The 26106-nt window shown below is 66.1% G+C and carries 18 protein-coding genes; 15 read left to right on the forward strand and 3 right to left on the reverse strand.

Annotated features, from left to right (window positions below; translation table 11 throughout):
- Nucleotide 1: 1 nt before the first annotated feature.
- Nucleotides 2-1552, forward strand: a complete 1551-nt coding sequence (locus B0E49_RS01590; protein WP_077560221.1) for a hydrogenase large subunit — start codon at nt 2-4, stop codon at nt 1550-1552.
- Nucleotides 1552-2082: an NADH-quinone oxidoreductase subunit B family protein gene (locus B0E49_RS01595; RefSeq protein WP_077560222.1), complete on the forward strand. Its 531-nt coding sequence runs from the start codon at nt 1552-1554 to the stop codon at nt 2080-2082. Before B0E49_RS01590 ends, B0E49_RS01595 begins: the two co-directional genes overlap by 1 nt.
- Here the strand turns inward: B0E49_RS01595 and metG are convergent.
- Nucleotides 2079-4160 (reverse strand): methionine--tRNA ligase, encoded by a 2082-nt coding sequence (gene metG / locus B0E49_RS01600; protein WP_077560223.1) that lies wholly within the window; start codon nt 4158-4160, stop codon nt 2079-2081. The genes B0E49_RS01595 and metG overlap by 4 nt on opposite strands.
- A gap of 244 nt (nt 4161-4404) precedes the next feature.
- Here metG and lon point away from each other — a divergent pair, with 244 nt between their 5' ends.
- From lon to apbC, 3 genes are all read left to right on the forward strand, one after another.
- Nucleotides 4405-6780: an endopeptidase La gene (gene lon, locus B0E49_RS01605; RefSeq protein WP_077560224.1), complete on the forward strand. Its 2376-nt coding sequence runs from the start codon at nt 4405-4407 to the stop codon at nt 6778-6780.
- 10 nt (nt 6781-6790) lie between these two features.
- Nucleotides 6791-6982, forward strand: coding sequence for a DUF2188 domain-containing protein (locus tag B0E49_RS01610; RefSeq protein WP_077560225.1), 192 nt, complete (start codon nt 6791-6793; stop codon nt 6980-6982).
- Nucleotides 6983-7104: 122 nt separating this feature from the next.
- Complete coding sequence (gene apbC / locus B0E49_RS01615; protein WP_077560226.1) at nt 7105-8196, forward strand: iron-sulfur cluster carrier protein ApbC; 1092 nt, start codon at nt 7105-7107, stop codon at nt 8194-8196.
- Between the two features lie 81 nt (nt 8197-8277).
- On the opposite strand, the gene B0E49_RS01620 is transcribed toward apbC, so the two are convergent.
- Both B0E49_RS01620 and B0E49_RS01625 read right to left on the reverse strand, forming a co-directional pair.
- Nucleotides 8278-9906: a benzoate-CoA ligase family protein gene (locus tag B0E49_RS01620; protein WP_077560227.1), complete on the reverse strand. Its 1629-nt coding sequence runs from the start codon at nt 9904-9906 to the stop codon at nt 8278-8280.
- 33 nt (nt 9907-9939) lie between these two features.
- Nucleotides 9940-11502, reverse strand: coding sequence for a 3,4-dehydroadipyl-CoA semialdehyde dehydrogenase (locus B0E49_RS01625; protein WP_077560587.1), 1563 nt, complete (start codon nt 11500-11502; stop codon nt 9940-9942).
- Between the two features lie 198 nt (nt 11503-11700).
- On the opposite strand from B0E49_RS01625, the gene B0E49_RS01630 reads away from it, so the two are divergent.
- The 10 genes from B0E49_RS01630 to B0E49_RS01675 all read left to right on the forward strand — a co-directional run bounded on the left by B0E49_RS01630 (nt 11701) and on the right by B0E49_RS01675 (nt 26063).
- The gene (locus tag B0E49_RS01630) at nt 11701-12624 is read left to right on the forward strand and encodes a helix-turn-helix transcriptional regulator (protein ID WP_077560228.1); all 924 of its coding nucleotides are present in this window, start codon (nt 11701-11703) and stop codon (nt 12622-12624) included.
- A 148-nt stretch (nt 12625-12772) separates the two neighbouring features.
- Nucleotides 12773-14431: a 2,3-epoxybenzoyl-CoA dihydrolase gene (boxC, locus tag B0E49_RS01635; RefSeq protein WP_077560229.1), complete on the forward strand. Its 1659-nt coding sequence runs from the start codon at nt 12773-12775 to the stop codon at nt 14429-14431.
- A 70-nt stretch (nt 14432-14501) separates the two neighbouring features.
- Nucleotides 14502-15929 carry a benzoyl-CoA 2,3-epoxidase subunit BoxB gene (gene boxB, locus B0E49_RS01640; protein WP_077560230.1) on the forward strand — a complete coding sequence of 476 codons (1428 nt, stop codon included), beginning with the start codon at nt 14502-14504 and terminating at the stop codon, nt 15927-15929.
- A 10-nt stretch (nt 15930-15939) separates the two neighbouring features.
- Nucleotides 15940-17217, forward strand: coding sequence for a benzoyl-CoA 2,3-epoxidase subunit BoxA (gene boxA, locus B0E49_RS01645; RefSeq protein WP_077560231.1), 1278 nt, complete (start codon nt 15940-15942; stop codon nt 17215-17217).
- A 162-nt stretch (nt 17218-17379) separates the two neighbouring features.
- Complete coding sequence (locus B0E49_RS01650) at nt 17380-19104, forward strand: NADH-ubiquinone oxidoreductase-F iron-sulfur binding region domain-containing protein (protein ID WP_077560232.1); 1725 nt, start codon at nt 17380-17382, stop codon at nt 19102-19104.
- Nucleotides 19101-22034 carry a formate dehydrogenase subunit alpha gene (fdhF, locus tag B0E49_RS01655; RefSeq protein ID WP_077560233.1) on the forward strand — a complete coding sequence of 978 codons (2934 nt, stop codon included), beginning with the start codon at nt 19101-19103 and terminating at the stop codon, nt 22032-22034. The genes B0E49_RS01650 and fdhF overlap by 4 nt, the downstream gene beginning before the upstream one ends.
- A 139-nt stretch (nt 22035-22173) precedes the next feature.
- Complete coding sequence (locus tag B0E49_RS01660) at nt 22174-22740, forward strand: DUF3305 domain-containing protein (protein ID WP_077560234.1); 567 nt, start codon at nt 22174-22176, stop codon at nt 22738-22740.
- Entirely contained in the window at nt 22737-23414 is a 678-nt protein-coding gene (locus B0E49_RS01665) for a DUF3306 domain-containing protein (RefSeq protein WP_077560235.1), read from the forward strand. Before B0E49_RS01660 ends, B0E49_RS01665 begins: the two co-directional genes overlap by 4 nt.
- Nucleotides 23341-25437 (forward strand): 4Fe-4S binding protein, encoded by a 2097-nt coding sequence (locus tag B0E49_RS01670; protein ID WP_174571049.1) that lies wholly within the window; start codon nt 23341-23343, stop codon nt 25435-25437. Before B0E49_RS01665 ends, B0E49_RS01670 begins: the two co-directional genes overlap by 74 nt.
- Nucleotides 25434-26063: a TorD/DmsD family molecular chaperone gene (locus B0E49_RS01675; protein ID WP_077560237.1), complete on the forward strand. Its 630-nt coding sequence runs from the start codon at nt 25434-25436 to the stop codon at nt 26061-26063. Before B0E49_RS01670 ends, B0E49_RS01675 begins: the two co-directional genes overlap by 4 nt.
- Nucleotides 26064-26106: the final 43 nt, after the last annotated feature.

The following is a 26106-nucleotide window of genomic DNA, read 5'->3' on the forward strand; positions in this document are numbered from 1 at the left end:
TATGGCATTGTCGGACCTGCAACTCGATCTGCGGCGCCTGCAGGCACCGTTGCCGATCTGGCACGGGGTGGTAGATCACGCCGCCTGGAGCGACGTGGCGCGCAGCATCGCCGACGCGGGCGGGCGGCTGGTCTCGGTCTGGGGTGTTGACCGCCGCACGGCCGGGCAGGCCATGGTGGCCTGTGCAGCCTATGCCACGGCTGAGGGGCTGGTCTGGGTTGAATTGCCGCTGGACGATGCGGCACGGAGTTTTCCGGATCTGGCGGCCGCGTTCCCGTGTGCGGGGCGGATGCAGCGCGCCATGGCTGACTTGCTGGGCCTGCATGCCGAGGGTAGCCATGACACCCGCCCCTGGCTGGACCATGGCCTGTGGCCGCCTGCACCGTTGTCAACGCCACACGAGGCCCGGCCACTGACCATCGATGCAGGCGCGCTGCCCGCCGACTATCCCTTTGTGCGCGTCGAAGGCGATGGGGTGCACGAGATTGCCGTTGGGCCGGTGCATGCCGGCATCATCGAGCCCGGTCACTGGCGCTTTTCGGTGGTCGGCGAGAAGGTGCTCCGGCTGGAAGCGCACCTGGGCTATGCGCACAAGGGGATCGAACGGCGTTTCACCGATCTGGCGCCGCAGGATGCTTTTCGGCTCGCCGGTCGCGTGTCGGGTGACTCGACGGTGGCTTACGCCTGGGCCTACTGCATGGCGCTCGAATCCGCGTGGCGCTGCGAGATCCCGGCGCGGGCGACCTGGCTGCGTGCGCTGATGCTGGAGCGCGAGCGCGTGGCGAACCACCTTGGCGACCTGGGCGGGATCGCCAACGATGCGGCACTGGGTTTCGGTCTGTCCCAGTTCTCGCGCCTGCGCGAAGACTGGCATCGGCTGTCCCGAGAGGTCTTCGGACATCGCTTCATGATGGACGCGGTGGTGCCGGGTGGCACGGCCACCGATCCGGCGCCGCCGCAGCTGATTCGAATCGCGCAACAATGCGATGCGATCGAGCGTGAAGTGAAAACCTTGCGGATTGCATATGACGAACATGCCGGCCTGCAAGATCGTTTTCTTGCTGCCGGGACCGTCACGCCGCAACGCGCGGCACAGCTGGGTTTGATTGGCCTGGCTGGCCGCGCCAGTGCGCAGGCGTTTGACCTGCGCTGCGACCATGCCTGGGCCCCCTACGATGGTCTCAAGGTGGCCATGGCGGCGCAGCATCAGGGCGATGTCGCTGCCCGCGTCGCCGTGCGTTTTGATGAAACGCTGGAATCGCTGCGCCTGATTCGAAGCATCTGCACAGGATTGCCGCAGGGCGCCACGCGCGCCGAACTCTCGGCTACTGGCGTTCCCGCATTCGGCATGGGCTGGGTGGAAGGCTGGCGCGGCGAAGTCCTGGTGGCCCTGGAGGTCGGGGCCGACGAGCGCATCGTGCGTTGCCACTGCCATGACCCATCGTGGCAGAACTGGCCAGCGCTTGAGCATGCCATCATGGGCAATATCGTCGCAGACTTTCCGCTCATCAATAAATCCTTCAACCTGAGTTATTCCGGACACGATCTCTGATGCGGCACATCCTCAAACAAATTGTCCGCACCGGCATCGTCACCGAACCGGCGCCCGGCGTTGACGACAGCGATCACGTCATCATCGAGCGCATGCACCGGGACATCCTCGACATCCTCGGCCAGGCGCTGACCATCCGGGTGGTCGATGCCGGGTCCTGCAACGGCTGTGAGCTGGAGATCAACGCACTCCACAACCCCTACTACAACATCGAGGGGCTGGGCATCAAGCTCGTTGCCAGCCCGCGCCATGCCGACATGCTGCTGGTGACCGGGCCGGTATCGCGCCACATGGAAGAGGCGCTGCGGCGTACCTATGACGCCACGCCGGCCCCGAAGCTGGTGATCGCGGTCGGCGACTGTGGCTGCACCGGCGGTATCTTTGGCGAGAGCTATGCCAGCCGTGGCAGGGTGGCGAACGTGATTCCGGTCGATGGGGCGGTGCCCGGTTGCCCGCCGCCGCCCATCGAAATCCTGCGCGGCATTCTCAGCGTCGTGCGGCAACGGCAGTCCAGGGCCGGCAAGCGCTAGCGCACGCGCATGCCGGGCTCGGCGCCCGGCCAGGGGTGCAGCACGTAAATGCCGGGCTGGGCTTTCTCGTCGGCATGGCTGGCGGCCAGCACCATGCCTTCGCTGACGCCGAACTTCATCTTGCGCGGCGCCAGATTCGCCACCATGACGGTGAACTGGCCGATCAGGTCTTCGGGCTGGTAGGCGCTGGCGATGCCGCTGAAGACGTTGCGGGTCTTTCCTTCGCCGACATCGAGCGTCAATCGCAGCAGCTTGGTCGAACCCGGCACCGCTTCGCAGTGGACGATTTTGGCGATGCGCAGGTCAATCTTTGCGAAGTCATCGATGGCTATGGTGGGTGCGATGCTCTCGCCGCCGGGTGCTATTGATTCAGTAGCTGGCTGCGCAGGTTCCGCAAGGGCTGGCACTTCAAACAGTGCCTCAAGCTGTTTGATGTCGACGCGCTGCATCAGATGCTTGTAATCGCCAATTACATGGCCGGCGCCCAGGGACTGGCTCGCGTCGGCAAACGACAGCGGCGCGACGTGCAGGAAGGCCTCCACGCTCGTAGCCAGCGCGGGCAGCACCGGCTTGAGGTAAATCGTGAGCAGGCGAAAGGCCTCGATGCAGGTAGTGCACACGTCTTGCAGGCGCGCGTCCATGCCCTCCTGCCGGGCCAGTTCCCAGGGCTTGTTCGTGTCCACGTATTCATTCACGCGATCGGCCAGCAGCATGGTCTCGCGCAGCGCCCGGGCGTAGTCGCGGTTCTCGAACAGGCTGGCGATGGCCTCGCTCTGCTGGCGAAGAAGGTCGAGCAGGCCTTCTCCATCCGGCGCGATGGCGCCGAGCCTGCCGCCAAAGCGTTTGGCGATGAAGCCGGCCGCGCGGCTGGCGATGTTGATGTACTTGCCGACCAGGTCGCTGTTCACGCGCGCCATGAAGTCGTCGGCATTGAAATCGATATCCTCGTTGCGCCCGTTCAGCTTGGCCGCGAGGTAGTAGCGCAGCCATTCGGGGTTCATGGAGAGGCTCAGGTATTTCAGCGGGTCCAGCCCGGTGCCGCGGCTCTTGCTCATTTTCTCGCCGTTGTTCACGGTCAGAAAGCCGTGCACAAAGATGTTGTCGGGTGTCTTGCGCCCGCTGAAATGCAGCATGGCCGGCCAGAACAGGGTGTGGAAGGTGACGATGTCCTTGCCGATAAAGTGGTACTGCTCAAGCAGCGGGTCGGCCATGTAGTCGTCATAGCTCTGGCCGCGCTTGTCCAGCAGATTCTTCAGCGAGGCCAGGTAGCCGATCGGCGCGTCCAGCCAGACGTAGAAATACTTGCCCGGCGCATCGGGAATCGCTATGCCGAAGTAGGGTGCGTCTCTAGAGATGTCCCAGTCGCCCAGGCCTTCGCTGGTGCTGCCGTCGGGATTGGTGCGCACGCTGAACCATTCCTTGACCTTGTTCGCCACCTCGGGCTGCAGCTTGCCGTCCTGCGTCCACTGCTCCAGAAAGGCCACGCAGCGCGGGTCGGACAGCTGGAAGAAGAAGTGCTCGGAGCTTTTCAGCACCGGCTTGGCACCCGACAGCGCCGAATAGGGGTTGATCAGGTCGGTCGGCGCATACACCGCGCCGCACACCTCGCAGTTGTCGCCGTACTGGTCCTTGGCGTGGCAATTCGGGCACTCGCCCTTGATGAAGCGGTCCGGCAGGAACATGTTCTTCTCCGGGTCGAAGAACTGCTCGACGATTTTTGTGCTGATCAGTCCGGCCTTTTTGAGGTCAAGATAAATCTGCTGCGCCAGCGCGTGGTTTTCCGGCCCGTCGGTCGAATGCCAGTTGTCGAAGGCAATGTGAAAGCCGTCCAGGTAGGGTTTGCGGCCCGCGGCGATGTCGGCCACGAACTGCTGCGGTGTCTTGCCGGCCTTCTCGGCCGCAATCATGATGGGCGCGCCGTGGGCGTCGTCGGCCCCCACAAAATTCACCTCGGCGCCCTGCATTCGCTGGAAACGCACCCAGATGTCGGCCTGGATGTACTCCATGATGTGGCCAATGTGGAAATTGCCGTTGGCATACGGCAGGGCGGTGGTGACGAACAATCGGCGCTGGGACATTGTGTGGCTTTGGCGAGGCTAGCCCGCGATTTTAAGGCGCGCAGCGGGCCGCTTTCCGCCAGGTGCCGATCCCGTGCCTTCAGGCGCCGGCAGCGCCGGTTTTGCCCACGCTTGACCCATATCAACAAGGCCTTGACGGGCCCGTATCGGCAAACGGGCTGCAAATTTATACTGAAACGAGTTGGCGGCTCGCAGGGTGCAATGGTCAGGGCTCCGGGACGCTTGCATCACTTGGTGAACACTCATGGACATCGAAAACAAAGACGCCCCGCTGGCCGCACTTCCCGAAGGCGTGATTGCCTTGGTGCCGATGCGCAATGTCGTGCTGTTTCCGCACGCACTGGTGCCCATCAGCGTCGGCCGCCCCAAATCGGTCGCGGCGCTCCAGCACGCAAAAAACACTGGCGCCATGCTGGGCATCGTGTTGCAGCGCGATGAGCGGGTCGAAGAGCCGGGGCGCGAGGCCTTGTTCGATGTCGGGACCACGGCCAAGGTGGTGCAGTACGTGGATTCGGACGAGCAGCTGCGCCATGCGCTGTGCCAGGGCTTGGGGCGTTTTCGCATTGAGGCGCTGGTGCAGGGCTATCCGTTCCTGGCGGCCCGGGTGCAGTTCATCCAGGAGCCAGCCGAGGTTTCCACGCAGGCTGAGGCGCTGGGCCTGCAGTTGCGCGAGCGGGCGGCCGAGATCCTCTCGCTGTTGCCGGGGGCGCCGGCCGAGCTGGCGCAGACGCTGCAAGCGGTGAAGTCACCGTCACACCTGGCGGACGTCGTGGCGAGCCTGCTGGACAGCGAGACCAGCGACAAGCAGATGCTGCTGGAAATGACCAACCCGGAAGAGCGGCTGCAAAAGCTGCTGCAGATGCTGACACACCGCATCGAAGTGCTACGGCTGTCGCAGGAAATAGGCGCGCGCACCAAGGAGCAGATCGATGATACCCAGCGCAAGCACATCCTGCGCGCGCAACTCAAGGCCATCCAGAAGGAACTGGGCGAGGAAGAAGGCAACAGCGAGGACGCGGCGCAGCTCGGCGAGCTGATCGCGAAGGCGGGCATGCCGGCCGAGGTGGAAGCCCAGGCACGCAAGGAACTGGCACGCCTGCAACGCACGCCCGATGCGTCCGGTGAGTACTCGATGCTGCGCACCTATCTGGAGTGGATGACCGAGCTGCCGTGGGCCGCGCCGGCCGCCAGTCCGATCGATCTGGCCGAGGCACGCCGCATCCTAGAGGCCGACCACTATGGGCTCGAGCCCATCAAGCAGCGCATCGTGGAGTATTTGGCGGTGCAGAAACTCAATCCGCAGGGGCGCGCGCCGATCCTGTGCTTTGTCGGGCCGCCGGGCGTGGGCAAGACCTCGCTGGGGCAAAGCATTGCGCGGGCGCTGGGGCGGCCGTTTGTGCGCGTGTCGCTGGGCGGCGTGCATGACGAAGCCGAAATACGCGGTCACCGCCGCACCTACATCGGCGCCATGCCGGGCATGATCGTGCAAAGCCTGCGCAAGGCCGGCGCGCGTCACTGCGTGATGATGCTGGACGAGATCGACAAACTGTCGCCCAGTGCGCACGGCGACCCTTCGGCGGCCTTGCTGGAGGTGCTGGACCCGGAGCAGAACTCGACGTTCCGGGACAACTACCTGGGCGTGCCGTTTGACCTGAGCCGCGTGGTGTTCGTGGCGACGGCCAATGTGATGGACCATGTGCCCGCGCCGATGCGCGACCGCATGGAGGTGATCGAACTGCCGGGCTACACCCAGGAGGAAAAGCTGCAGATCGCCCAGCGCTACCTGGTGCGGCGCCAGCGCGAGGCCAACGGCCTGCAGGCCGACCAGTGTGAGCTGACCCCCGAGGCCTTGCGGACCGTGGTGGCCGACTACACGCGGGAGGCCGGTGTGCGCCAGCTCGAGCGCGAGATCGGCCGCGTCATGCGCCACGCTGCCGTGCAGATCGCGGATGGCTCGAAAACGCAGGTACGCGTCGATGCGGGCGATCTGGATGCGATTCTCGGGCCGGCGAAGTTCGAGCATGAAACCGCTCTGCGCAGCAGCGTGCCGGGCGTGGCCACCGGGTTGGCCTGGACGCCGGTGGGCGGCGACATCCTGTTCATCGAGGCGAGCCGCATGGCGGGCAGCGGCCGGCTGATCCTGACCGGCCAGCTCGGCGATGTGATGAAGGAAAGCGCCCAGGCCGCGCTGACGCTGGTGAAATCGCTGGCCAGCACCCTGCGCATTCCGGCGGAAAGGTTCGAAGGCATCGATATTCATGTGCATGTGCCGGCCGGTGCGATTCCGAAGGACGGGCCGAGCGCCGGGGTGGCCATGTTCATTGCGCTGGCCTCGCTGTTTACCGACCACGCGGTGCACCATGACATGGCGATGACCGGCGAGATCAGCCTGCGCGGCCTGGTGCTGCCGGTGGGCGGCATCAAGGAAAAGGTGTTGGCCGCCCAGCGTGCCGGCGTGCGCACCGTGCTGCTGCCGCGCCGCAACGAGAAGGATTTGCGCGACGTGCCCGAGTCCACGCGCCAGGCGCTGACCTTTGTCTGGCTGGATCATGTCGATGACGCCATTCGTGCGGCGCTGGGCGACAGCGCCCGGTCGGGCGATGGCTTCGTGCTGGTGTGAGAGCCGTGCCATGCCCTGGACGATGCAGCGCTATCCGGTGTCGATGCGGCACCTGCCGGAGCTCACGCGCCTCAAGGCGATAGAGATTGCCAATGCGCTGCTGGGCGAGGGCATGGAGGAAGGGCGGGCCATCCGTATTGCCATCGCGAAAGCCAAGGAATGGGCCCGGCGCCACCCTGACCCGCTTGCGGGCGCCGATTGATCGGCCAGGTGGCTTGATCAGTTGGCTTAAACTTCTTCTCAAACCCAGGCCCGCCCGGCCTGCAATGACGGCCCTGGGGGCGTCGACATCCCCCTCATAGATTCAATTTGGAGATTTCCCAGATGGCAATAGAACAACAGGCGATTTTGACTGCGCTGCAAGAGGTGCTCGACCCCAACACCGGCAAGGATTTCGTCAGTACCAAAGCGCTGAAAAATCTGCAGGTCAGCGGCGATGACGTGTCGTTCGACGTGGAACTGGGTTATCCGGCGAAGAGCCAGATTCCGGACATGCGCCGGGCCTTGATCGCCGCCGCCCGGGGCGTGGCCGGAGTGCAGAATGTCTCGGTCAACATGACGGTCAAGGTTGAGGCGCACGCGGTGCAGCGCGGCGTGCAACTGCTGCCCAACGTGAAGAACATCGTCGCGGTGGCGTCGGGCAAGGGCGGCGTGGGCAAGAGCACCACGGCTGTGAACCTGGCGCTGGCACTGGCGGCCGAAGGCGCCAGCGTGGGCCTGCTCGACGCCGACATCTACGGCCCCAGCATTCCGATGATGATGGGCATCGAAGGCCGCCCCGAGAGCGAGGACGGCAAAACCATGGAGCCGATGGAGAACTACGGCGTGCAGGTCATGTCGATCGGTTTCCTGGTGAACCAGGACGAGGCCATGATCTGGCGCGGCCCGATGGCCACGCAGGCGCTGGAGCAGCTGCTGCGCCAGACCAACTGGAAGGACCTGGACTACCTGATCGTCGATCTGCCGCCCGGCACCGGCGACATCCAGCTCACGCTGTCCCAGCGCGTGCCCATGACGGGCGCCGTGATCGTCACCACGCCGCAGGACATCGCGCTGCTCGATGCCAAAAAAGGCATCAAGATGTTCGAGAAGGTCGGCGTGCCGATCCTCGGCATCGTGGAAAACATGGCGGTGCATGTATGCAGCAACTGCGGCCATGTCGAGCACATCTTTGGCGAAGGCGGCGGCAAGAAGATGGCGGGCGACTACGGCATGGCCTACCTGGGCGCACTGCCGCTGGACATGCAGATCCGGCTGCAGGTGGATGGCGGCAAGCCCACCGTGGTGGCCGATCCCGAGGGCGAGGTGGCCGGCATCTACAAGGCCGTGGCGCGCCAGGTGGCGGTGTCGATCGCGGCCAAGAACAAGGACTTCGCGTCCAAGTTCCCGTCGATCAAGATTTCCAAGAATACTTGAGCGTTTTAGGGCTGTAGCCCTTGCTGGTATTTGGCATGTAGCTATCGTTTTGATAGTATATGCCGCGTCGGGACGCCTGCCTCAAGGGCGCTTTGACTCCTGCTCGCGCAGCTTGAAGCGCTGGATCTTGCCGGTGGCGGTCTTGGGCAGCTCGGCCACGAATTCGATGAAGCGCGGGTACTTGTAAGGCGCCAGCCGGTCCTTCACGAACGCCTTCAGCTCGGCCTCGTTGGCCTGGACGCCGTCTTTCAGCACCACGAAGGCCTTGGTCTTGGTCAGGCCGTCGGCGTCGTTCACGCCGATCACCGCCGCCTCCAGCACGGCCGGGTGCTGCACCAGCGTGGCCTCCACCTCGAACGGTGACACATAGATGCCGCTCACCTTGAGCATGTCGTCGCTGCGTCCCGAATAGGTGTAGCTGCCGTCGGCATTGCGCACGTACTTGTCGCCGCTCTTGGTCCAGCCGCCCTGGAAGGTCTCGCGCGTCTTGCTGCGGTTGCCCCAGTACATCATGGCGCTGGACGGGCCCTGGATGTACAGGTCGCCAGGGTCGCAGGAGCCATCTGCATGCAGTGGCACGGGAAGGCCGTCTTCGCCGCGCAGCTCGATCTGATAGCCCGGCACCGGCCAGCCGGTGCTGCCATAGCGCACCTTGCCGGGCCGGTTCGACAGGAAAATGTGCAGCATCTCGGTGGAGCCGATGCCGTCCACGATGTCGACACCGAAGTGACGCTGGAAGCGCTCGCCGATTTCGGCCGGCAGCGCCTCGCCGGCAGACGACACCAGGCGCAGCGCGACGTCGCCGCGCGCCGGCAGCTGCGGGCTGGCCAGCATGCCGGCAAAGCCGGTGGGGGCGCCGTAGAACACCGTCGGCTTGACGCCGCCCACCTGGCCCAGCCAGCGCCTGAAGGTGGCCTCGGGCGTCGGCCGCTCCGCCATCAGGATCGTGGTGGCTCCCACGCTCAGCGGAAAGGTCAGCGCGTTGCCCAGGCCGTAGGCAAAGAACAGCTTGGCGGCCGAGAAGCAGACGTCGGACTCGACGAGGCCCAGCACGGCCTTGCCGTACAGCTCGGCTGTCCAGTAGGCGTTGGCGTGTGAATGCACCGTGCCCTTGGGCCGGCCGGTGGAGCCGGACGAATAAAGCCAGAAGCCGGGGTCGTCCGGCCCGGTGGCAGCGGGCCTGGCCAGCGGCGAGGGGGCCTGCACAAAGGCCTCGAACTCCACCTCGGACGGGTGCAGCGGCGCGACCGGGCGCGACACGATCACCTTGTGCACCTCGTGGTCGGACCGGGTCATGGCCGACACGAGCGCCGGCAGCAGCGCGCCCGACACCAGCACGGCCTGGGCGCGTGAGTGCTCCAGCATGTAGGCGTAGTCGTCGGCCGTCAGCAGCGAGTTCACCGCCACCGGCACCATGCCGGCGTACAGCGCGCCGAGAAAGCTCACCGGCCAGTCATTGCAGTCGTGCATCAGCAGCAGCACGCGCTCCTCGCGCTTGATGCCGAGCGCGCGCAGGCCGGCGGCCACGCGGCGCACGCGGTCCTCCAGTTGGCCGAAACTGAGCGAGCCCAGGTCGTCGACGAAGGCCGGTTTCGTGGCGCGCCCGCTATTGCAGGTCAGCAGGTGCTGGGCGAGATTGAAGCGCTCGCCGGGGGGCGCAACGGCCGGTGCGCCGGCCGGGGTCTGGGGGCTGGAGGAGGATGTGCTCATGCTGGTTTCCGATGCATTTTTAGGGGAACAGGTTCATGCGGTGCCGAGCCGCTTCAGCGCGGCGATACTGGCCTGGACGGCGCTGCGGCGGTGGTAGAAATTGAGCGCGCGCAGGCCGCCCAGTTCTTCGCCGCCACCGGCCCGGCCCGGCCCGCCATGCAGCGACATCGGCATCACATTGCCGTGGCCCGAATGCAGTGCGGCCACATCCGGCGAGATGGCGTGCACCCGGCCATGCGACGAGGCCAGCTCCAGCGCCGCATCGGCGATGAAGGCCGGGTCGTCGCCATACACCGAGGTCACCAGCGAGCCCTGGCCGCGGCGGATCAGGCCCAGCGCCTCGTCCAGCGACGCATACGGCATCAGCGTGGCCACCGGGCCGAACACTTCGACCTCGTGCAACACGCGCGCCGCGTCAGGGTGGCGCGTGCCGAGCAAGGTCGGGCCGACGCAGGCGGCGATGGCCGGGTCGGCATCGACCAGCGTGTGGCTGGCGCCGTCGTGCAGCACCTCGGCCTCGGTGCGCAATTGCGCCAGGCCGGCCTGCACCGCGCCCAGTTGTTCGCGGCTGACCAGCGAGCCCATGCGCACGCTGGCATTGCGCGGGTTGCCGACCGTCACGCCGGCGAGCTTGGCGCTGATGGCCTGGGCCGCCGCATCGTACAGCGCGGCGGGCACGAAGATGCGGCGGATGGCGGTGCACTTCTGGCCGGCCTTGACCGTCATCTCGCGCACCACTTCGCTCACCAGCAGTTTGAAGACTTCCGAGTCGGCGGCCGTGCCGGGGGCCAGCAGGGCCGAGTTCAGGCTGTCGGCCTCGATGTTGACGCGCACCGACTGGGCGGCGACGGCGCGGTGGCTGCGAATGACATGGGCGGTCTCGGCCGAGCCCGTGAACGAGAGCACGTCGAACGGCTGCAGCGCATCCATCAGCCCGTTCGATGAGCCGCACACCACCGACAGTGCGCCGGCCGGCAGCACGCCGGCGTCGATCACGTCCTGCACCATGCGCTGGGTCAGCCAGGCGGTCGCGGTGGCGGGTTTGATGATGACCGGCACGCCCGACAGCAGCGCCGGCGCGGCCTTTTCCCACAGACCCCAGGACGGGAAATTGAAGGCGTTGATGAACAGCGCCACGCCATGCGTCGGCACCATGATGTGCTGCGACTGGAAGGTCGGGTCCTTGGCCATGCGCGCGGCCGGGCCGTCGAGCATGAAGCGCACGTCGCCGAGCGCCTCCCCCTGTTTGGCGTAGTAGCCCAGGGTAAAGAGGCCGCCGTCGATGTCCACGGCCGAGTCCTTGGCGGTGGTGCCCGAGTTGGCGGTGGCGATTTCGTAATACGCATCGCGGTGGGACTGCAGCACCTGGGCGGTGGCCGCCAGCATCGCGGCCCGCTCGGCGTAGGTCATGGCGCGCAGCGCGCGGCCGCCCTGCTCGCGCGCAAAGGCAAAACCTTCGATCAAGTCCAGGCCGCCGTTGCTGACGCGGGCCAGTTCGGTACCGAGCACCGGGTCGCGCAGCAGCGCACCGGGGCCGCTGCCGGTTTGCCAGCGTCCGGCAAGGTAGTTGGGGAGTAGGGGAGAGGAGGTGTTCATGATGGAGATCAAGCAGTCGTTGAAAGTTAGAAAGTCCGGCTTGCAAGCCCTGAACTTCCCTGTATAAATGAACTATTGTGCGTGCAACGATAATATGCATTATTATGCATGTCAAGTGCCAATTTGATTTTCCGAGGGTTTTCCCTGCAATGGTTCGTCATGGAGTTGTAGCTCATGGGCGCAGATTTGACAGATTTGATGAATGTTGAGGCGCTGCCGCTGGCGGCGCAGCTCGAGGCACCCGGGGAAGAGGTGCGCAGCCCTTTTCTGGTCGCGCTGGGCGAGCGCGTGCGCACCTTGCGCTCGCGCCGCGGCATGACGCGCAAGGCCGTGGCGCGCGCGGCGGACGTGTCGGAACGGCATCTGGCGAATCTCGAATACGGCACCGGCAACGCCTCCATTCTGGTGCTGCTGCAGGTGTCGCAGGCGCTGCAGTGCTCGCTGGCGGAAATGCTGGGCGACATCACGACGTCGTCGCCCGAATGGCTGCTGATTCGCGAGTTGCTGGAGCGCCGCAGCGAGGCCGACCTGCGGCGCGCCCGCATGATGCTGGGCGAATTATTGGGTGCCGGCGGCGACAACGAACCCGCCCGCAAGGCGCGTATTGCGTTGATCGGGCTGCGCGGCGCCGGCAAGTCCACCCTGGGCCGGCGGCTGGCCGACGACCTGGGCTACGCCTTCATCGAGCTGAGTCGCGAGATTGAAAAATTCGCGGGCTGCGGCATCAGCGAGATTCACAACCTTTATGGTGCCCACGCCTACCGCCGCTACGAGCGCAGGGCGCTGGAAGAGGCGATCCAGATCTATCCCGAAGTGGTGATTGCCACGCCCGGCGGCCTGGTGTCGGACGCAGCCAACTTCAACCTGATGCTCACGCACTGCTACACCGTTTGGCTGCAGGCCGCACCGGCCGACCATATGGCGCGCGTGGCGGCGCAAGGCGACCTGCGGCCCATGGCGGCAAGCAGGGAGGCGATGGAGGACCTCAAGCGGATTCTGGTGGGGCGCTCGGCCTTTTATTCCAAGGCCGATCTGACCTTCAACACCAGCCTGCGTCCGCTCGAGGAGAGTTTCGAGGCACTGCGCACGCAAGTGCGCAGCGGCTTGGCGCTGGCGCCATGACAGCCAGGGGGCGCATCACAGAAGAATAAATGTAACATGCATAAAAATGCATTTGACATTGAAATTTATATGAATTATTATTCATGTGTGCTGCACCTTGGTGCATTCATCTGAACGCCCTTCTTCAACGATTCCCGCAGGAGCAAACATGGCCGAAATGACGCCCGTGGTTTACCAGACCACCCCTTCCCAGTACAAACACCTGAAGCTGAGCTTCGAGGGCCAGGTGGCGACCCTGTCCATCGATATCGCGGAAGACGGCGGCATTCGCCCCGGCTACAAGCTCAAGCTCAATTCCTACGACCTGGGGGTGGACATCGAGCTGTACGACGCACTCAACCGCATCCGCTTCGAGCACCCCGAAGTGGGCGCGGTGGTCGTGACCAGCCTGAAGGACCGGATTTTCTGCTCGGGTGCCAACATCTTCATGCTGGGCCTGTCCAGCCATGCCTGGAAGGTCAACTTCTGCAAGTTCACCAACGAAACCCGCAACGGCATCGAAGACTCGAGCAAACATTCCGGACTGAAGTTTGTGGCCGCTCTCAACGGCGCCTGTGCCGGCGGCGGCTACGAGCTGGCGCTGGCCTGCGACGACATCGTGCTGGTGGACGACCGTTCCTCCACCGTGTCGCTGCCCGAAGTGCCGCTGCTGGGTGTGCTGCCCGGCACCGGCGGCCTGACGCGTGTGACCGACAAGCGCCACGTGCGCCACGACCTGGCCGATATTTTCTGCACCACCTCGGAAGGGGTGCGCGGCCAGAAAGCCATCGACTGGCGCCTGGTCGACGCGATTGCCAAGCCGCAGCAGTTTGCACAGGTGGTGAGCGAGCGCGCCGCCAGGCTGGCGGCCACGAGCGACCGCCCGGCCGGCGCCAAGGGCGTGGCGCTGACCCCGCTGGCGTGCAGCAAGACGGCCGATGCCCTGGCCTACAGTTTTGTCAGCGTGGACATAGCCCGCGCCAACCGCACCGCTACCTTCACCGTGAAGGCTCCGGCGGCGGCACAACCCACGGACATTGCCGGCATCGAAGCCCTCGGCGCCGCCTGGTGGCCGCTGCAAATGGCGCGCGAACTCGACGACGCCATCCTGCACATGCGCACCAACGAACTCGACATCGGCAGCTGGATTCTCAAGACCGCGGGCGATGCCAAAGCGGTGCTGGCCTGCGACGCGACGATGCTGGCGCACAAGGACCACTGGCTGGTGCGCGAAACGATTGGTCTGCTGCGCCGCACGCTGGCGCGCCTGGACGTGTCCTCGCGCAGCCTGTTTGCGCTGATCGAATCCGGCTCCTGCTTTGCCGGCACGCTGGCCGAGCTGGCCTTCTGCGCCGACCGCACCTACATGCTGACGCTGCCCGACGATGCCGACAAGGCGCCGGCGCTGGTGCTGAACGAATTCAACTTCGGCTTTTACCCCATGGTCAACGACCAGTCGCGCCTGGCGCGCCGCTTCTACGAAGAAACGGCGCCGATGGAAGCGGCACGCGGTGCGGCCGGCAAGGCGCTCGACGCCGATGCGGCGCAGGCGCTGGGCCTGGTGACCGCGGCGCTGGACGACATCGACTGGGCCGATGAGATCCGCATGGTGATCGAGTCGCGCGCCGCCATGTCGCCCGACGCCCTCACGGGCCTGGAGGCCAACCTGCGCTTTTGCCAGAAGGAAAACATGGCGACCCGCATTTTCGGGCGCCTGACGGCCTGGCAGAACTGGATCTTCAACCGCCCGAACGCGGTTGGCGAAAAGGGCGCGCTCAAGGTCTACGGCAAGGGCGAAAAGGCCGCCTTCGACCTGAACCGCGTCTGACGCCCCGCACGTCCCCATACGTTTTCGCAGAACCCACTTTCACCCACAGACCAACTCCCGGAGATCCGTCATGTCCACGATCAACTACAGCGAAAAAATCCCGAACAACGTCAACCTCGGCGAAGACCGCACCCTGCAGCGTGCGCTCGAGCAGTGGCAGCCCAACTTCATCCAGTGGTGGGACGACGTCGGTCCGGACGGCTCGACCAACTTCGACGTGTACCTGCGCACCGCGGTCAGCGTCGATCCCAACGGCTGGGCCCAGTTCGGCCACGTCAAGATGCGCGATTACCGCTGGGGCATCTTCCTGAACCCGGGCGACGCGGAGCGCAAGGTCCACTTTGGCGATCATGCCGGGGAGGCGGCCTGGCAGGACGTGCCCGGCGAGCACCGCGCCAACCTGCGCCGCATCATCGTGACGCAGGGCGACACCGAGCCGGCTTCGGTCGAGCAGCAGCGCCACCTGGGCCTGACCTGCCCGAGCCAGTATGACCTGCGCAACCTGTTCCAGGTGAATGTGGAAGAAGGCCGGCACCTGTGGGCCATGGTCTACCTGCTGCACAAGTACTTCGGCCGCGACGGCCGCGACGAGGCCGATGCGTTGCTGCAGCGCACCTCGGGTGACGCCAACAACCCGCGCATCCTGGGGGCCTTCAACGAGCAGACGCCCGACTGGCTGGCCTTCTTCATGTTCACCTACTTCACCGACCGCGACGGCAAGTTCCAGCTGTCGGCGCTGGCCGAGAGCGCCTTCGACCCGCTGGCGCGCACCACCAAGTTCATGCTTACCGAGGAGGCGCACCACATGTTCGTGGGCGAGAGCGGCGTCTCGCGCGTGGTGGCCCGCACCGCGCAGGTGATGAACGAGCTCAAGACCGACGATGCGGCCAAGATTCGCGCGGCCGGTGCCATCGACCTCGGAACGATCCAGCGCTACCTGAATTTCCACTACAGCGTGACCATCGACCTGTTCGGTGCCGACCAGTCCAGCAATGCCGCTACCTTCTACAGCTCGGGCCTGAAGGGCCGCTACGAGGAAGGCAAGCGCGGCGACGACCACGTGCTCAAGGGCCAGACCTACAAGGTGCTCGAAGTGCAGAACGGCCAGCTGGTCGAGAAGGACGTGCCGATGCTGAACGCGCTCAACGAAGTGCTGCGCGACGACTTCATCAAGGACTCGGTGGCCGGTGTCGGCCGCTGGAACAGGGTGCTGGAGAAAGCCGGCATCCCGACCCGGCTGGTGGTGCCGCACAAGGCCTTCAACCGCCAGATTGGCGCGCTCGCGGGCATCAAGATGTCGCCCGAAGGCCGCGTGGTGAGCGAGACGGAGTGGGCCGCGAAGAAGAATGAGTGGCTGCCCTCCGCCGACGACTTCGCGTTCGTGGCCTCGCTGATGGGCCGCGTGGTCGATCCCGGCAAGTTCGCGGGCTGGATCGCGCCGCCGGTGATGGGCATCAACCGCCAGCCGGTTGACTTCGAATACGTCCGCTTCGGCTGAAAGGTCTGTCATGGACATGGCCGTTGACGCGCGCGCGATCAGGCAACACCTGATCGACCCGGAAATCTGCATCCGCTGCAACACCTGCGAATCGGTGTGCCCAACGGGAGCGATCACGCATGATGACCGCAACTATGTCGTGAACGCCGATATCTGCAACCTGTGCATGGCATGCATCTCGCCGTGCCCGACCGGCTCGATCGACAACTGGCGCATCATGCCGCTGGCGCGCGCCTATTCGATCGAGGAGCAGCTGACCTGGGACGAGTTGCCGCCCGAGCTCACCCCCGAGCAGCTCGCCGCCGAGGGCGTGAGCGTGATCGACGAGGCGGCGCTGGAGGCGCCAGCAGCCCCGGCCCTGCCCGCGGCGGTTAGCGGCGAGGCGCCGTTCAACTCGGCCGCGTTCGGCGCCGCGGTGCCGCCCTGGTCGGCGGCGCACGCCTACACCAACCTGTACGGTCCCAAGCAGGCGACCACGGCCACGGTGGTCGGCAACTTCAACTGCACCGAGGCCGGCTTCGCCAACGAGACCCACCACGTGGTGCTCGACTTCGGGGCCATGCCGTTCCCGGTGCTGGAGGGCCAGTCGGTCGGCATCGTGCCGCCCGGGGTGGACGCCAGCGGCCGCGCGCACACGGCGCGCCAGTACTCGATCGCGAGCCCGCGCAATGGCGAGCGGCCCGGCTACAACAACATCTCGCTGACCGTCAAGCGCGTCACCGAAGACCACCAGGGCCGGCCGGTGCGCGGTGTCGCGTCCAATTACATCTGCGACCTCAAGGTCGGCGACCAAGTGCAGGTGATCGGCCCGTTCGGCACCTCGTTCCTGATGCCGAATCACCCGAAGTCGAATGTCGTGATGATCTGCACCGGCACCGGCAGCGCGCCAATGCGCGCGATGACCGAGTGGCGGCGCCGTTTGCGCAAGAGTGGCAAGTTCGAAGGTGGCAAGCTGATGCTGTTCTTCGGTGCGCGCACCCAGCAGGAGCTGCCTTACTTCGGCCCGCTGCAGAGTCTGCCCAAGGACTTTATCGACATCAACTTCGCGTTCTCGCGCGCGGCGGGGAGTCCCAAACGCTACGTGCAGGACCGCATGCGCGAACGCGCGCTGGACCTGGCCGCGCTGCTGCAGGACCCCAACACCTACCTCTATGTCTGCGGGCTCAAGAGCATGGAAGAGGGCGTGGTGCTGGCGCTGCGCGACGTAGCGCAGGAGGCCGGCCTGTCGTGGGAGACGTTGGGCGCAGCGCTCAAGCGTGAAGGACGCCTGCACCTCGAGACGTATTGAGCCACCACGCTGGCCGCTGCGGCCCGGCCCTGCACTGCGTTCGCGCGCCGCGGGCGTCGTGTAAAGCTCATCGAATTCTTCCCGGGCCGCCGGGTCTGCGCTGCGGCGCGCCCCGTAGCAAAATTGGGGATTCGTGGCACTGAAAGGGCAGGGAGAGCGTCAATGAATCATCAGGATGACAAGAGCGAGGTCGCGGTGCTGGCCTCCGCCGACGAGTTGCGCGCGAGCATCCGCCGTCGCGGCCAGCTCAAGGGCCGGCAGGCCGATGAGGCCGCCGTGGCCGAGGTGCGCGCCCTGATCGGGCCCGCGCCGCATTCGCGCGACCTGCTGATCGAGCACCTGCACCGCATCAACGACGCGTTCCGCGGCCTGCACGAGCGCCATCTGGTGGCGCTGGCGCGCGAGATGAACCTGCCGATGGCCGAGGTCTACGAGGTCGCCAGCTTCTACCACCACTTCGAGGTCCTGAAGGACGACGCGCAGCCGGCGCTGCTCACGGTGCGCGTCTGCGACAGCCTGAGCTGCCAGCTCGCCGGCGCCGCCAATCTGTTGGAAAAACTGCCGGCGCTCCTGGGTCCGGGCGTGCGCGTGATCCCCGCGCCGTGCATCGGCCGCTGCGAACAGGCGCCGGCCGTGGCCGTGGGGCAGCACGCGCTCGCCAGGGCCAGCGTCGAGACTGTGATTGAGGCATCAAATCAGGCGCTAGCCCATACCAGATATCCGCCATCAGCTATCGACTTTGTAGCATACGGCGACTACCGCGCGCAGGGCGGCTATAGTCTCGCCGCAGCGCTGGCCGGCGGCCAGCGGGACGCCGACGCGGTCATCACGGCGCTGGAAGACGCCGGCCTGCGCGGCCTGGGCGGCGCGGGATTTCCGGCCGGGCGCAAGTGGCGCATCGTGCGCGAGCAACCCGCGCCGCGCCTGATGGCTGTCAACATCGACGAGGGCGAGCCCGGCACCTTCAAGGACCGCGTCTACCTGGAGCGCGACCCGCACCGCTTCCTGGAAGGCCTGTTGATCGCGGCGCAGGTGGTCGGCATCGAGACCTGCTACGTCTACCTGCGCGACGAATACCACGATGCGCGCCGCATGCTGGCCGCCGAGATCGCCAAGCTGCAGGCGAATCCGCCCTGCGCGCTGCCGCGCATCGAACTGCGGCGCGGCGCCGGCGCCTACATCTGCGGCGAGGAGTCGGCCATGCTCGAGAGCATCGAGGGCAAACGCGGCGAGCCGCGCATGCGCCCGCCTCACATCGCGCAGGTCGGGCTGTTCGGCCGGCCCACGCTGGAGCACAACTTTGAGACCCTGTACTGGGTGCGCGACATTGTCGAAAAAGGGCCCCAGTGGTTCAGCGGCTTCGGGCGCCACGGCCGCAAGGGACTGCGCTCCTTCAGCGTGAGCGGACGTGTGAAGCAGCCCGGCGTCAAGCTGGCGCCGGCCGGCATCACGGTGCAGGAGCTGATCGACGAATACTGCGGCGGCATGGCGGACGGGCACCAGTTGTACGCCTACCTGCCTGGCGGCGCTTCGGGCGGCATCCTGCCGGCGCGGCTGAACCAGATTCCGCTGGACTTCGACACGCTGCAGCCCTACGACTGCTTCATCGGCTCGGCCGCCGTCATCATTTTGAGCCAGCACGACCGCGCGCGCGATGCCGCGCTCAGCATGATGCGATTTTTTGCCGACGAGAGCTGTGGCCAGTGCACGCCGTGCCGCGTCGGCACGGTCAAGGCCGCCCAGCTGATGCAGACCCCGGTGTGGGACACGAGCACGCTGGAAGACCTGAGCCAGGTCATGGTCGATGCCTCGATCTGCGGCCTGGGGCAGGCGGCGCCGAATCCGATTCGCTGCGTGCAGAAATATTTTCCCGAGGAGATCAAATGAGCACGCCCGCACTGGTGGCCATCCAGGACCGCCCATCCGCGCAGCCCACGATCGACTTTGTGCTCGACGGCCAGCCCGTCACCGCCTTCGAGGGCGAGTCCATCCTCCGGGCCGCCGAACGCCACGGCGTGGAGATCCCGCGTCTGTGCTATTCGGCCGGCCTGCGCGCCGACGGCAACTGCCGCGCCTGCGTGGTCGAGATCCAGGGCGAGCGCACGCTGGCCCCGAGCTGCTGCCGCAGCGTCGCCGCCGGAATGGAGGTCAAGGCCGTCAGCGAACGCGCCCTCAAGAGCCAGAAGATGGTGCTGGAGATGCTGCTGTCCGACATGCCGGAGCAGGGCTACAAGTGGAATGACAGCGTTCGCCCCGGGACGGTCGCAGGCGTCGAGCAGGCTTCAGCAGAACATGGCACGGTGGGCCAGCATGGCGAACTCAGCCAGTGGGCTGCGCAGATGAACGTGACGGTGCGCCCCGCTTTGAAGGCCCTGCGCCGCACGCAGCCCGCCGCCGATATGTCGCACCCCGCCATGGCCGTCAACCTCGATGCCTGCATCCAGTGCACGCGTTGCGTGCGCGCCTGCCGCGAGATCCAGGTCAACGACGTGATTGGCTACGCGCTGCGCGGCTCGCAGAGCCAGATTGTGTTCGATCTGGGCGACGCTATGGGCGACAGCACCTGTGTCGGGTGCGGCGAATGCGTGCAGGCCTGCCCGACCGGAGCCCTTAGCCCGAAGACGCAGATTGGCTCGCAGGCGGTGGACAAAAAGGTTGACTCGGTCTGCCCGTTCTGCGGCGTCGGCTGCCTGCTGACCTACAACGTCAAGGACAACACCATCGTCAGCGTGGACGGGCGCGATGGCCCGGCGAACCACGGCCGCCTGTGCGTCAAGGGCCGCTTTGGTTTTGACTACGCGCACCATGAGCAGCGCCTGACCACGCCGCTGATCCGCAAGCCCGGCGTGCCCAAGGACCCGGCCGCGCTGACCGGCCGCTCCGGCGACTGGCGCGCCGTATTCCGCGAAGCGAGCTGGGACGAAGCCCTGAGCCTGGCGGCCGGCAAGCTCAAGGACCTGCGCGACGGTCATGGCAAGAAGGCGCTGGCCGGCTTCGGCTCGGCCAAGGGCAGCAACGAGGAGGCCTACCTGTTCCAGAAGCTGGTGCGCACCGGCTTTGGCAGCAACAACGTGGACCACTGCACGCGCCTGTGCCACGCCTCCAGCGTCGCGGCCCTGCTCGAAGGAGTCGGTTCCGGCGCGGTCAGCAATCAGGTGAGCGATGTGGCCCATGCCGGGCTGATTCTGGTGATCGGCTCGAATCCGACGGCGAACCATCCGGTGGCGGCCACCTGGATGAAGAATGCGGCCAGGAACGGCACCAAAATCGTGCTGGCCGACCCGCGCGTCACCGACATTGGCAAGCATGCCTGGCGCACCCTGCAGTTCAAGGCCGATACCGACGTGGCGATGCTCAACGCGCTGATCCACACGGTGATCGAGGAGGGGCTGGTGGACGAGGAGTTCATCCGCACGCGCGCCAGCAATTTCGAGGCTTTGCGGGATAACGTCAAGGGCTACAGCCCGGAGGCGATGGCGCCGATCTGCGGCGTTCCCGCGCAGACCCTGCGCGAGGTCGCGCGCGAATATGCGAGGCCGAGCGGCGCCAGGAAGGGCGCCATGATCCTGTGGGGCATGGGCATCAGCCAGCACGTGCACGGCACCGACAACGCGCGCTGCCTGATCGCCCTGGCCAGCGTCACCGGCCAGATCGGCAAGCCCGGCACGGGCCTGCATCCGCTGCGCGGCCAGAACAACGTGCAGGGCGCCAGCGACGCGGGCCTGATCCCGATGATGTTCCCCAACTACCAGCTGGTTTCCGACCGGGCGGCGCACCAGTGGTTCGAGAACTTCTGGGGGCAGCCGCTGGACGACCAGCCCGGCTATACGGTGGTGGAAATCATGCACAAGGTGCTGGCCCCCGAGAGCGATCCGCACAAGATTCGCGGCATGTACATCATGGGCGAGAACCCTGCCATGAGCGACCCGGACCTGAACCACGCGCGCCATGCGCTGGCCAGTCTTGAGCACCTGGTGGTACAGGATATTTTTATGACCGAGACAGCCTGGCTGGCCGATGTGGTGCTGCCCGCCACCGCCTGGCCCGAGAAGACCGGCACCGTCAGCAACACCGACCGCATGGTGCAGCTCGGCCGGCAGGCGATCGAGCCGCCGGGCGACGCCAGGCCCGACCTGTGGATCATCCAGCAGATCGCCGACCGCATGGGGCTGCCCTGGAATTACCCTGGCGAGCACAGCGGCGTGGCGGCAGTCTATGAAGAAATGCGCCAGGCCATGCACGCAGCAATCGGCGGCATCACCTGGGAGCGGCTGCAGCGCGAATCGAGCGTGACCTATCCGTGCCTCGACGCCGACGACCCGGGTCAACCCACGGTGTTCATCGACCGCTTCGACACGCCCGATGGCCGGGTCAAACTGGTGCCCGCCGACATCATCCCGGCCAACGAGCGGCCCGATGCCGACTACCCGTTTGTGCTGATCACCGGCCGGCAGCTGGAGCACTGGCACACCGGCAGCATGACGCGCCGCGCCAGCGTGCTGGACGCGATCGAGCCGATGGCGACCGCCTCGATGTGCGCGGCCGATCTGGCGGCGCTCGGCCTGCAGGCGGGAGACGTGATCACCGTGCAATCGCGGCGCGGCGCGGTGGCCATCCATGTGCGGCGCGACGACGGTACGCCCCAGGGTGCCGTGTTCATTCCATTCGCCTACTACGAGGCGGCGGCCAACCTGATGACCAACGCGGCGCTGGACCCGGTCGGGAAAATCCCCGAATTCAAATACTGCGCGGTGGCGGTTCGCCGTGGTGGGGACGTTGCTGCCGTTACTGGTTACGGGACCGGCGCGCTGGCTTGATCGCCGAGCCCTAAGCCCCCACGCTTGTCACTGCGTGTGCTGCGCTGCCCCCCGCGGGGGCCGAACTTGCTCGGGGCGGCCCTGCGCGGCGTTCACCTCCCGCGGGTGGGGCGATTGCGATCCGGTACAGTGCGCTGTCATGAGTGTCGCCCGCCCCACCGTTGAAGTTGCCGTTGTCATGCGCAGGGAGCGCATCGAAGGCGCCATGAGCCGCTGGCAGACGTGGCGCTGGGTGCTGGACGATGTGCTCGCGCAGGAGCCCGGTTTTGGCCAGGCGCCCCGCCTGCTTTATAAAAACGATAGCGAAGAGCGCTGGCTGCATCCGGGCTACAAGGTCGAATTGTTTACAGATGATGCCGAGGGCTACTACCTGAACGGCACCACAGGGGCCCCCTGCTGGTTTGTGCTGTGGCGCATGGAAGAGACGCCCGCCATTGCCGACGAGCCGATCGCCAGGCCCGAAGTGGTGACGCTGAGCTACCACGATGCGGGCCGCTGGCTGGACGCGCAGGAAAACGTGGAGCAGGTGCCGGCGCCCAAGCCGGTGATCGAGTGGATGATGGCCTTTGTGCAGGAGCATTACGTGCAGGAACCGAAACGCCGCAAGCGGCCCGAGAGCTTCAGGACATTGACCGACCGTTTCGGCAACCCGGCCTCGGTCACGACGGAAAAGAAGCGCGGCGGCGGTCAGGAGGGCGCGTCATGACCGATGGTTTTCTGGGCCGCTGGTCGCGCCGCAAGGCGGACGCGCGCGAAGGCAAGCCCCTGCCTGAGCCGGCGGCGCCGCTAGCACCGGAGTCGCCGCCGGCGCCGTCCGCGGATGATCCCGCTACGATGGCCGGGCTCGAGGCCACACCGGCGGTGGCGCCCGATGTCTCGGTGCCGCCGCAATCGCCGCCGTTGTCGCTGGATGATGTGAAGACCCTCACACCGACATCCAACTTCACGCCGTTCATGGAGTCCGGGGTGACCCCCGAGGTCCGGAACGCCGCGATGAAGAAGCTCTTTGCCGACCCGCACTACAACGTGATGGACCGGCTCGACACCTACATCGACGACTACTCGCAGCCCGATCCGATCCCTGCGGCCATGCTGCGGCAAATGGTCGGCGCCAAATTCCTCAACCTGTTCGGCGGCGAAGAGAATCAGGACACAACAGTGCGGGATGATGCGGATAACCCCACGGTCCAATCCGTGGCACAGTTTGGTGGAACCACCGATCAACCGACTGAAGAGGACCCCAGCCAGCCTGCACCTGTCCAGACCCTGGCGTCTGCGCCGGCGCACGAGCCAAGCCCCCCAGACCATGCCGACACTCATTTGCGATTGCAACCAGACGATGCCGCTGGCGTCGAAGACCCTCGGCGCGGCGCTTCATGAAGAGCTGACGCTTCACTCCACCTTGTGCCGCCGCGAGGCGGGCGCGTTCCAGAAGGCCATTCAGAGCGGCGAAGATGTGGTGGTGGCCTGCACCCAGGAAAAGCGCCTGTTCGCGGAACTGGGCGAACAGACCGAAGGGGCGAGTTCCGTCATCCGCTTCGTCAACATCCGCGAGACCGGCGGCTGGAGCCGCGACGGCGCCAGCGCCATGCCCAAAATCGCGGCCCAACTGGCGGCCGCGCACCTGCCCGAGCCCGAGCCGGTTCCCACAGTCACCTTCAAGAGCGCGGGGCGTGTGCTCATCATCGGCCCGCTCGACGCGGCCGAGCAGGCCGCCAGCCTGCTTGGCGACGTGCTGAATGTGACCCTGTTTACGCAGGGCGCGGGTCGCTCGGGCGGCGCGCAGGAGCGCCGCTACCCGGTGCTGAGCGGGCGCATTGACAGCTTGAGCGGCTGGCTCGGCGCGTTTGAACTCCAATGGCTGCAGAGCAACCCGATCGACCTGGACCTGTGCACGCGCTGCAATGCCTGCCTGGTCGCGTGCCCGGAACAGGCCATCGGTCTGGACTATCAGATTGATAGCGAGGTGTGCAAATCCCACCGGGACTGCGTGAAGGTTTGCCAGGTGGCCGGGGCCATCGACTTCAGCCGCAAGCCCGAGGCCTTGAGCGAAACCTTCGACCTGGTGCTCGATCTGCGCGATCGGGGCGCGACCCCGACCTTTACCCAGCATGCGCTGCCGCAGGGTTATTTCCGCCTGGCGCCGACCCTGGATGACTTGCCGGCCCTGCTCAAGCTGCGTGAGCTGGTCGGCGAATTCGAGAAGCCGAAGTTTTTCAATTACAAGCAAAAGCTGTGCGCGCACAGCCGCAACGAAACCCTGGGCTGCAACGCCTGCATCGAAGTCTGTTCGGCGCTGGCCATTACGAGCGACAAATCGCGCCAGCAGATCAAGGTCAACCCGAATCTGTGCGTGGGCTGCGGTGCCTGCACCACCGTGTGCCCGACCGGCGCCATCACCTACGCCTACCCGCGCGCCAGCGATCAGGGCGTCAAATTCAAGACGCTGCTGTCCACCTACGCCAAGGCCGGTGGCAAGGACCCCGTGCTGTTGTTGCACAGCCAGGAACGGGGGCAGGCGCTGGTCGAGCAGTTGGGGCGCGCCGCGCAGCTCAAAAAGGCGCACGGGGTGCCGGCCAACGTGATTCCGGTCGCGCTGTGGCACACCATCAGTGTGGGGCTGGACGTGTGGCTCAGCGCCATCGCGTTCGGTGCGGCGCAGGTAGTGGTCCTCACGACCCATGAAGAAGCGCCCCAGTATCTGGAGGGGTTGAAGGCGCAGATGGCCGTGGCGCAAACCATCCTGAACGGCATGGGCTACAGCGGCACCCACCTGAAGCTGCTGCATGCCGGTACGCCGGCAGAGCTTGACGCGGCGTTGCAGGCACTGGCCCGGACCCGCCAGCAGCTGCCGAAGGTGGCGGCGCGGTTTGCGGTGGCGCAGGAAAAGCGCAGCACGCTGGAGCTGGCGCTCGACCACCTGCTGGCACACGCGCCGCAGCCACCCGAGTCGATCGCGTTGCCGGCAAAGGGCTCGCCGTTCGGCTCGGTGCAAGTCAACAAGGACAGCTGCACCCTGTGCCTGAGCTGCGTCAGCGCCTGTCCGGCCAGCGCGCTGCAGGACAACCCGGAGTTGCCGCAACTGCGCTTCATCGAGAAGAATTGCGTGCAATGCGGCCTGTGCGTCACGACCTGTCCCGAGAATGCCATCACCCTGCAGCCGCGCCTGCTCTTGAGCCCGCAGCGCAAGGAGGCACGCGTGCTCAACGAGACCCGGCCCTACGCCTGCGTGCGCTGTGGCAAGCCGTTTGGCACGCTCAAGGCGATTGAGGCGATGCTGGGCAAGCTCTCGGGCCATTCCATGTTCCAGGGGGCGGCACTGCAGCGGCTCAAGATGTGCGGCGACTGCCGGGTGATCGACATTTACTCGGCCGAGAACGAATCAAAGATCACCGACCTATGAGCCAGTCCCTTCCTCTTGAAATCAGCCCCGGTTCGGCGCTCGACGAAGAAACCGCCCGGGCCGAAGTGTATGGCCTGCTGGCGCAGCTCCTTTACGTGCCGCCCGAGCCCCCATTGCTGGCGCAGCTGCGCGTGGCCGCGACCGAAACGCCGGCCGCGGGCGCTTTTCTCGAAGAGCCGTGGCGCGATCTCGTGGCGGTGGCGCGCAGCATGAGGGACGTGGCGATCCACAACGAATACGACGCCCTGTTCGGGGGCGTCGGCAAGCCCGAGGTCTATGTCTTCGGGTCGCACTACCTCAGCGGTTTTTTGAACGAGAAGCCGCTGGCGGCCTTGCGCGGCGACCTGGCCCGGCTGGGGCTCGCGCGTGACGAGGCCATGCCGGAGACCGAAGACCACATTGCCTATGTCTGCGAGGTGATGCGCTACCTGATCGCGGGGGACGATGTGGCGGTGGCCAATCTGACGCAGCAGCGGCAGTTCTTCGGCGACCACCTGCAGCCGTGGGCCACGCCTTTGTGCGACGCCATCGCGGCGCATCCCAAGGCAAGGTTCTATGCGGTTCTGTCGGCGTTCATGCGCGCTTTTTTCAGCGTCGAATCGCAAGGCTTCGACATGCTGCCGTGAGGCGCAAGCGCCGTGGGCCCCGCGGGCAACCGCGCAGTCTATG

The organism is Polaromonas sp. C04 (assembly GCF_002002705.1).
In the GTDB taxonomy this organism is placed as follows: domain Bacteria; phylum Pseudomonadota; class Gammaproteobacteria; order Burkholderiales; family Burkholderiaceae_C; genus Rhodoferax_A.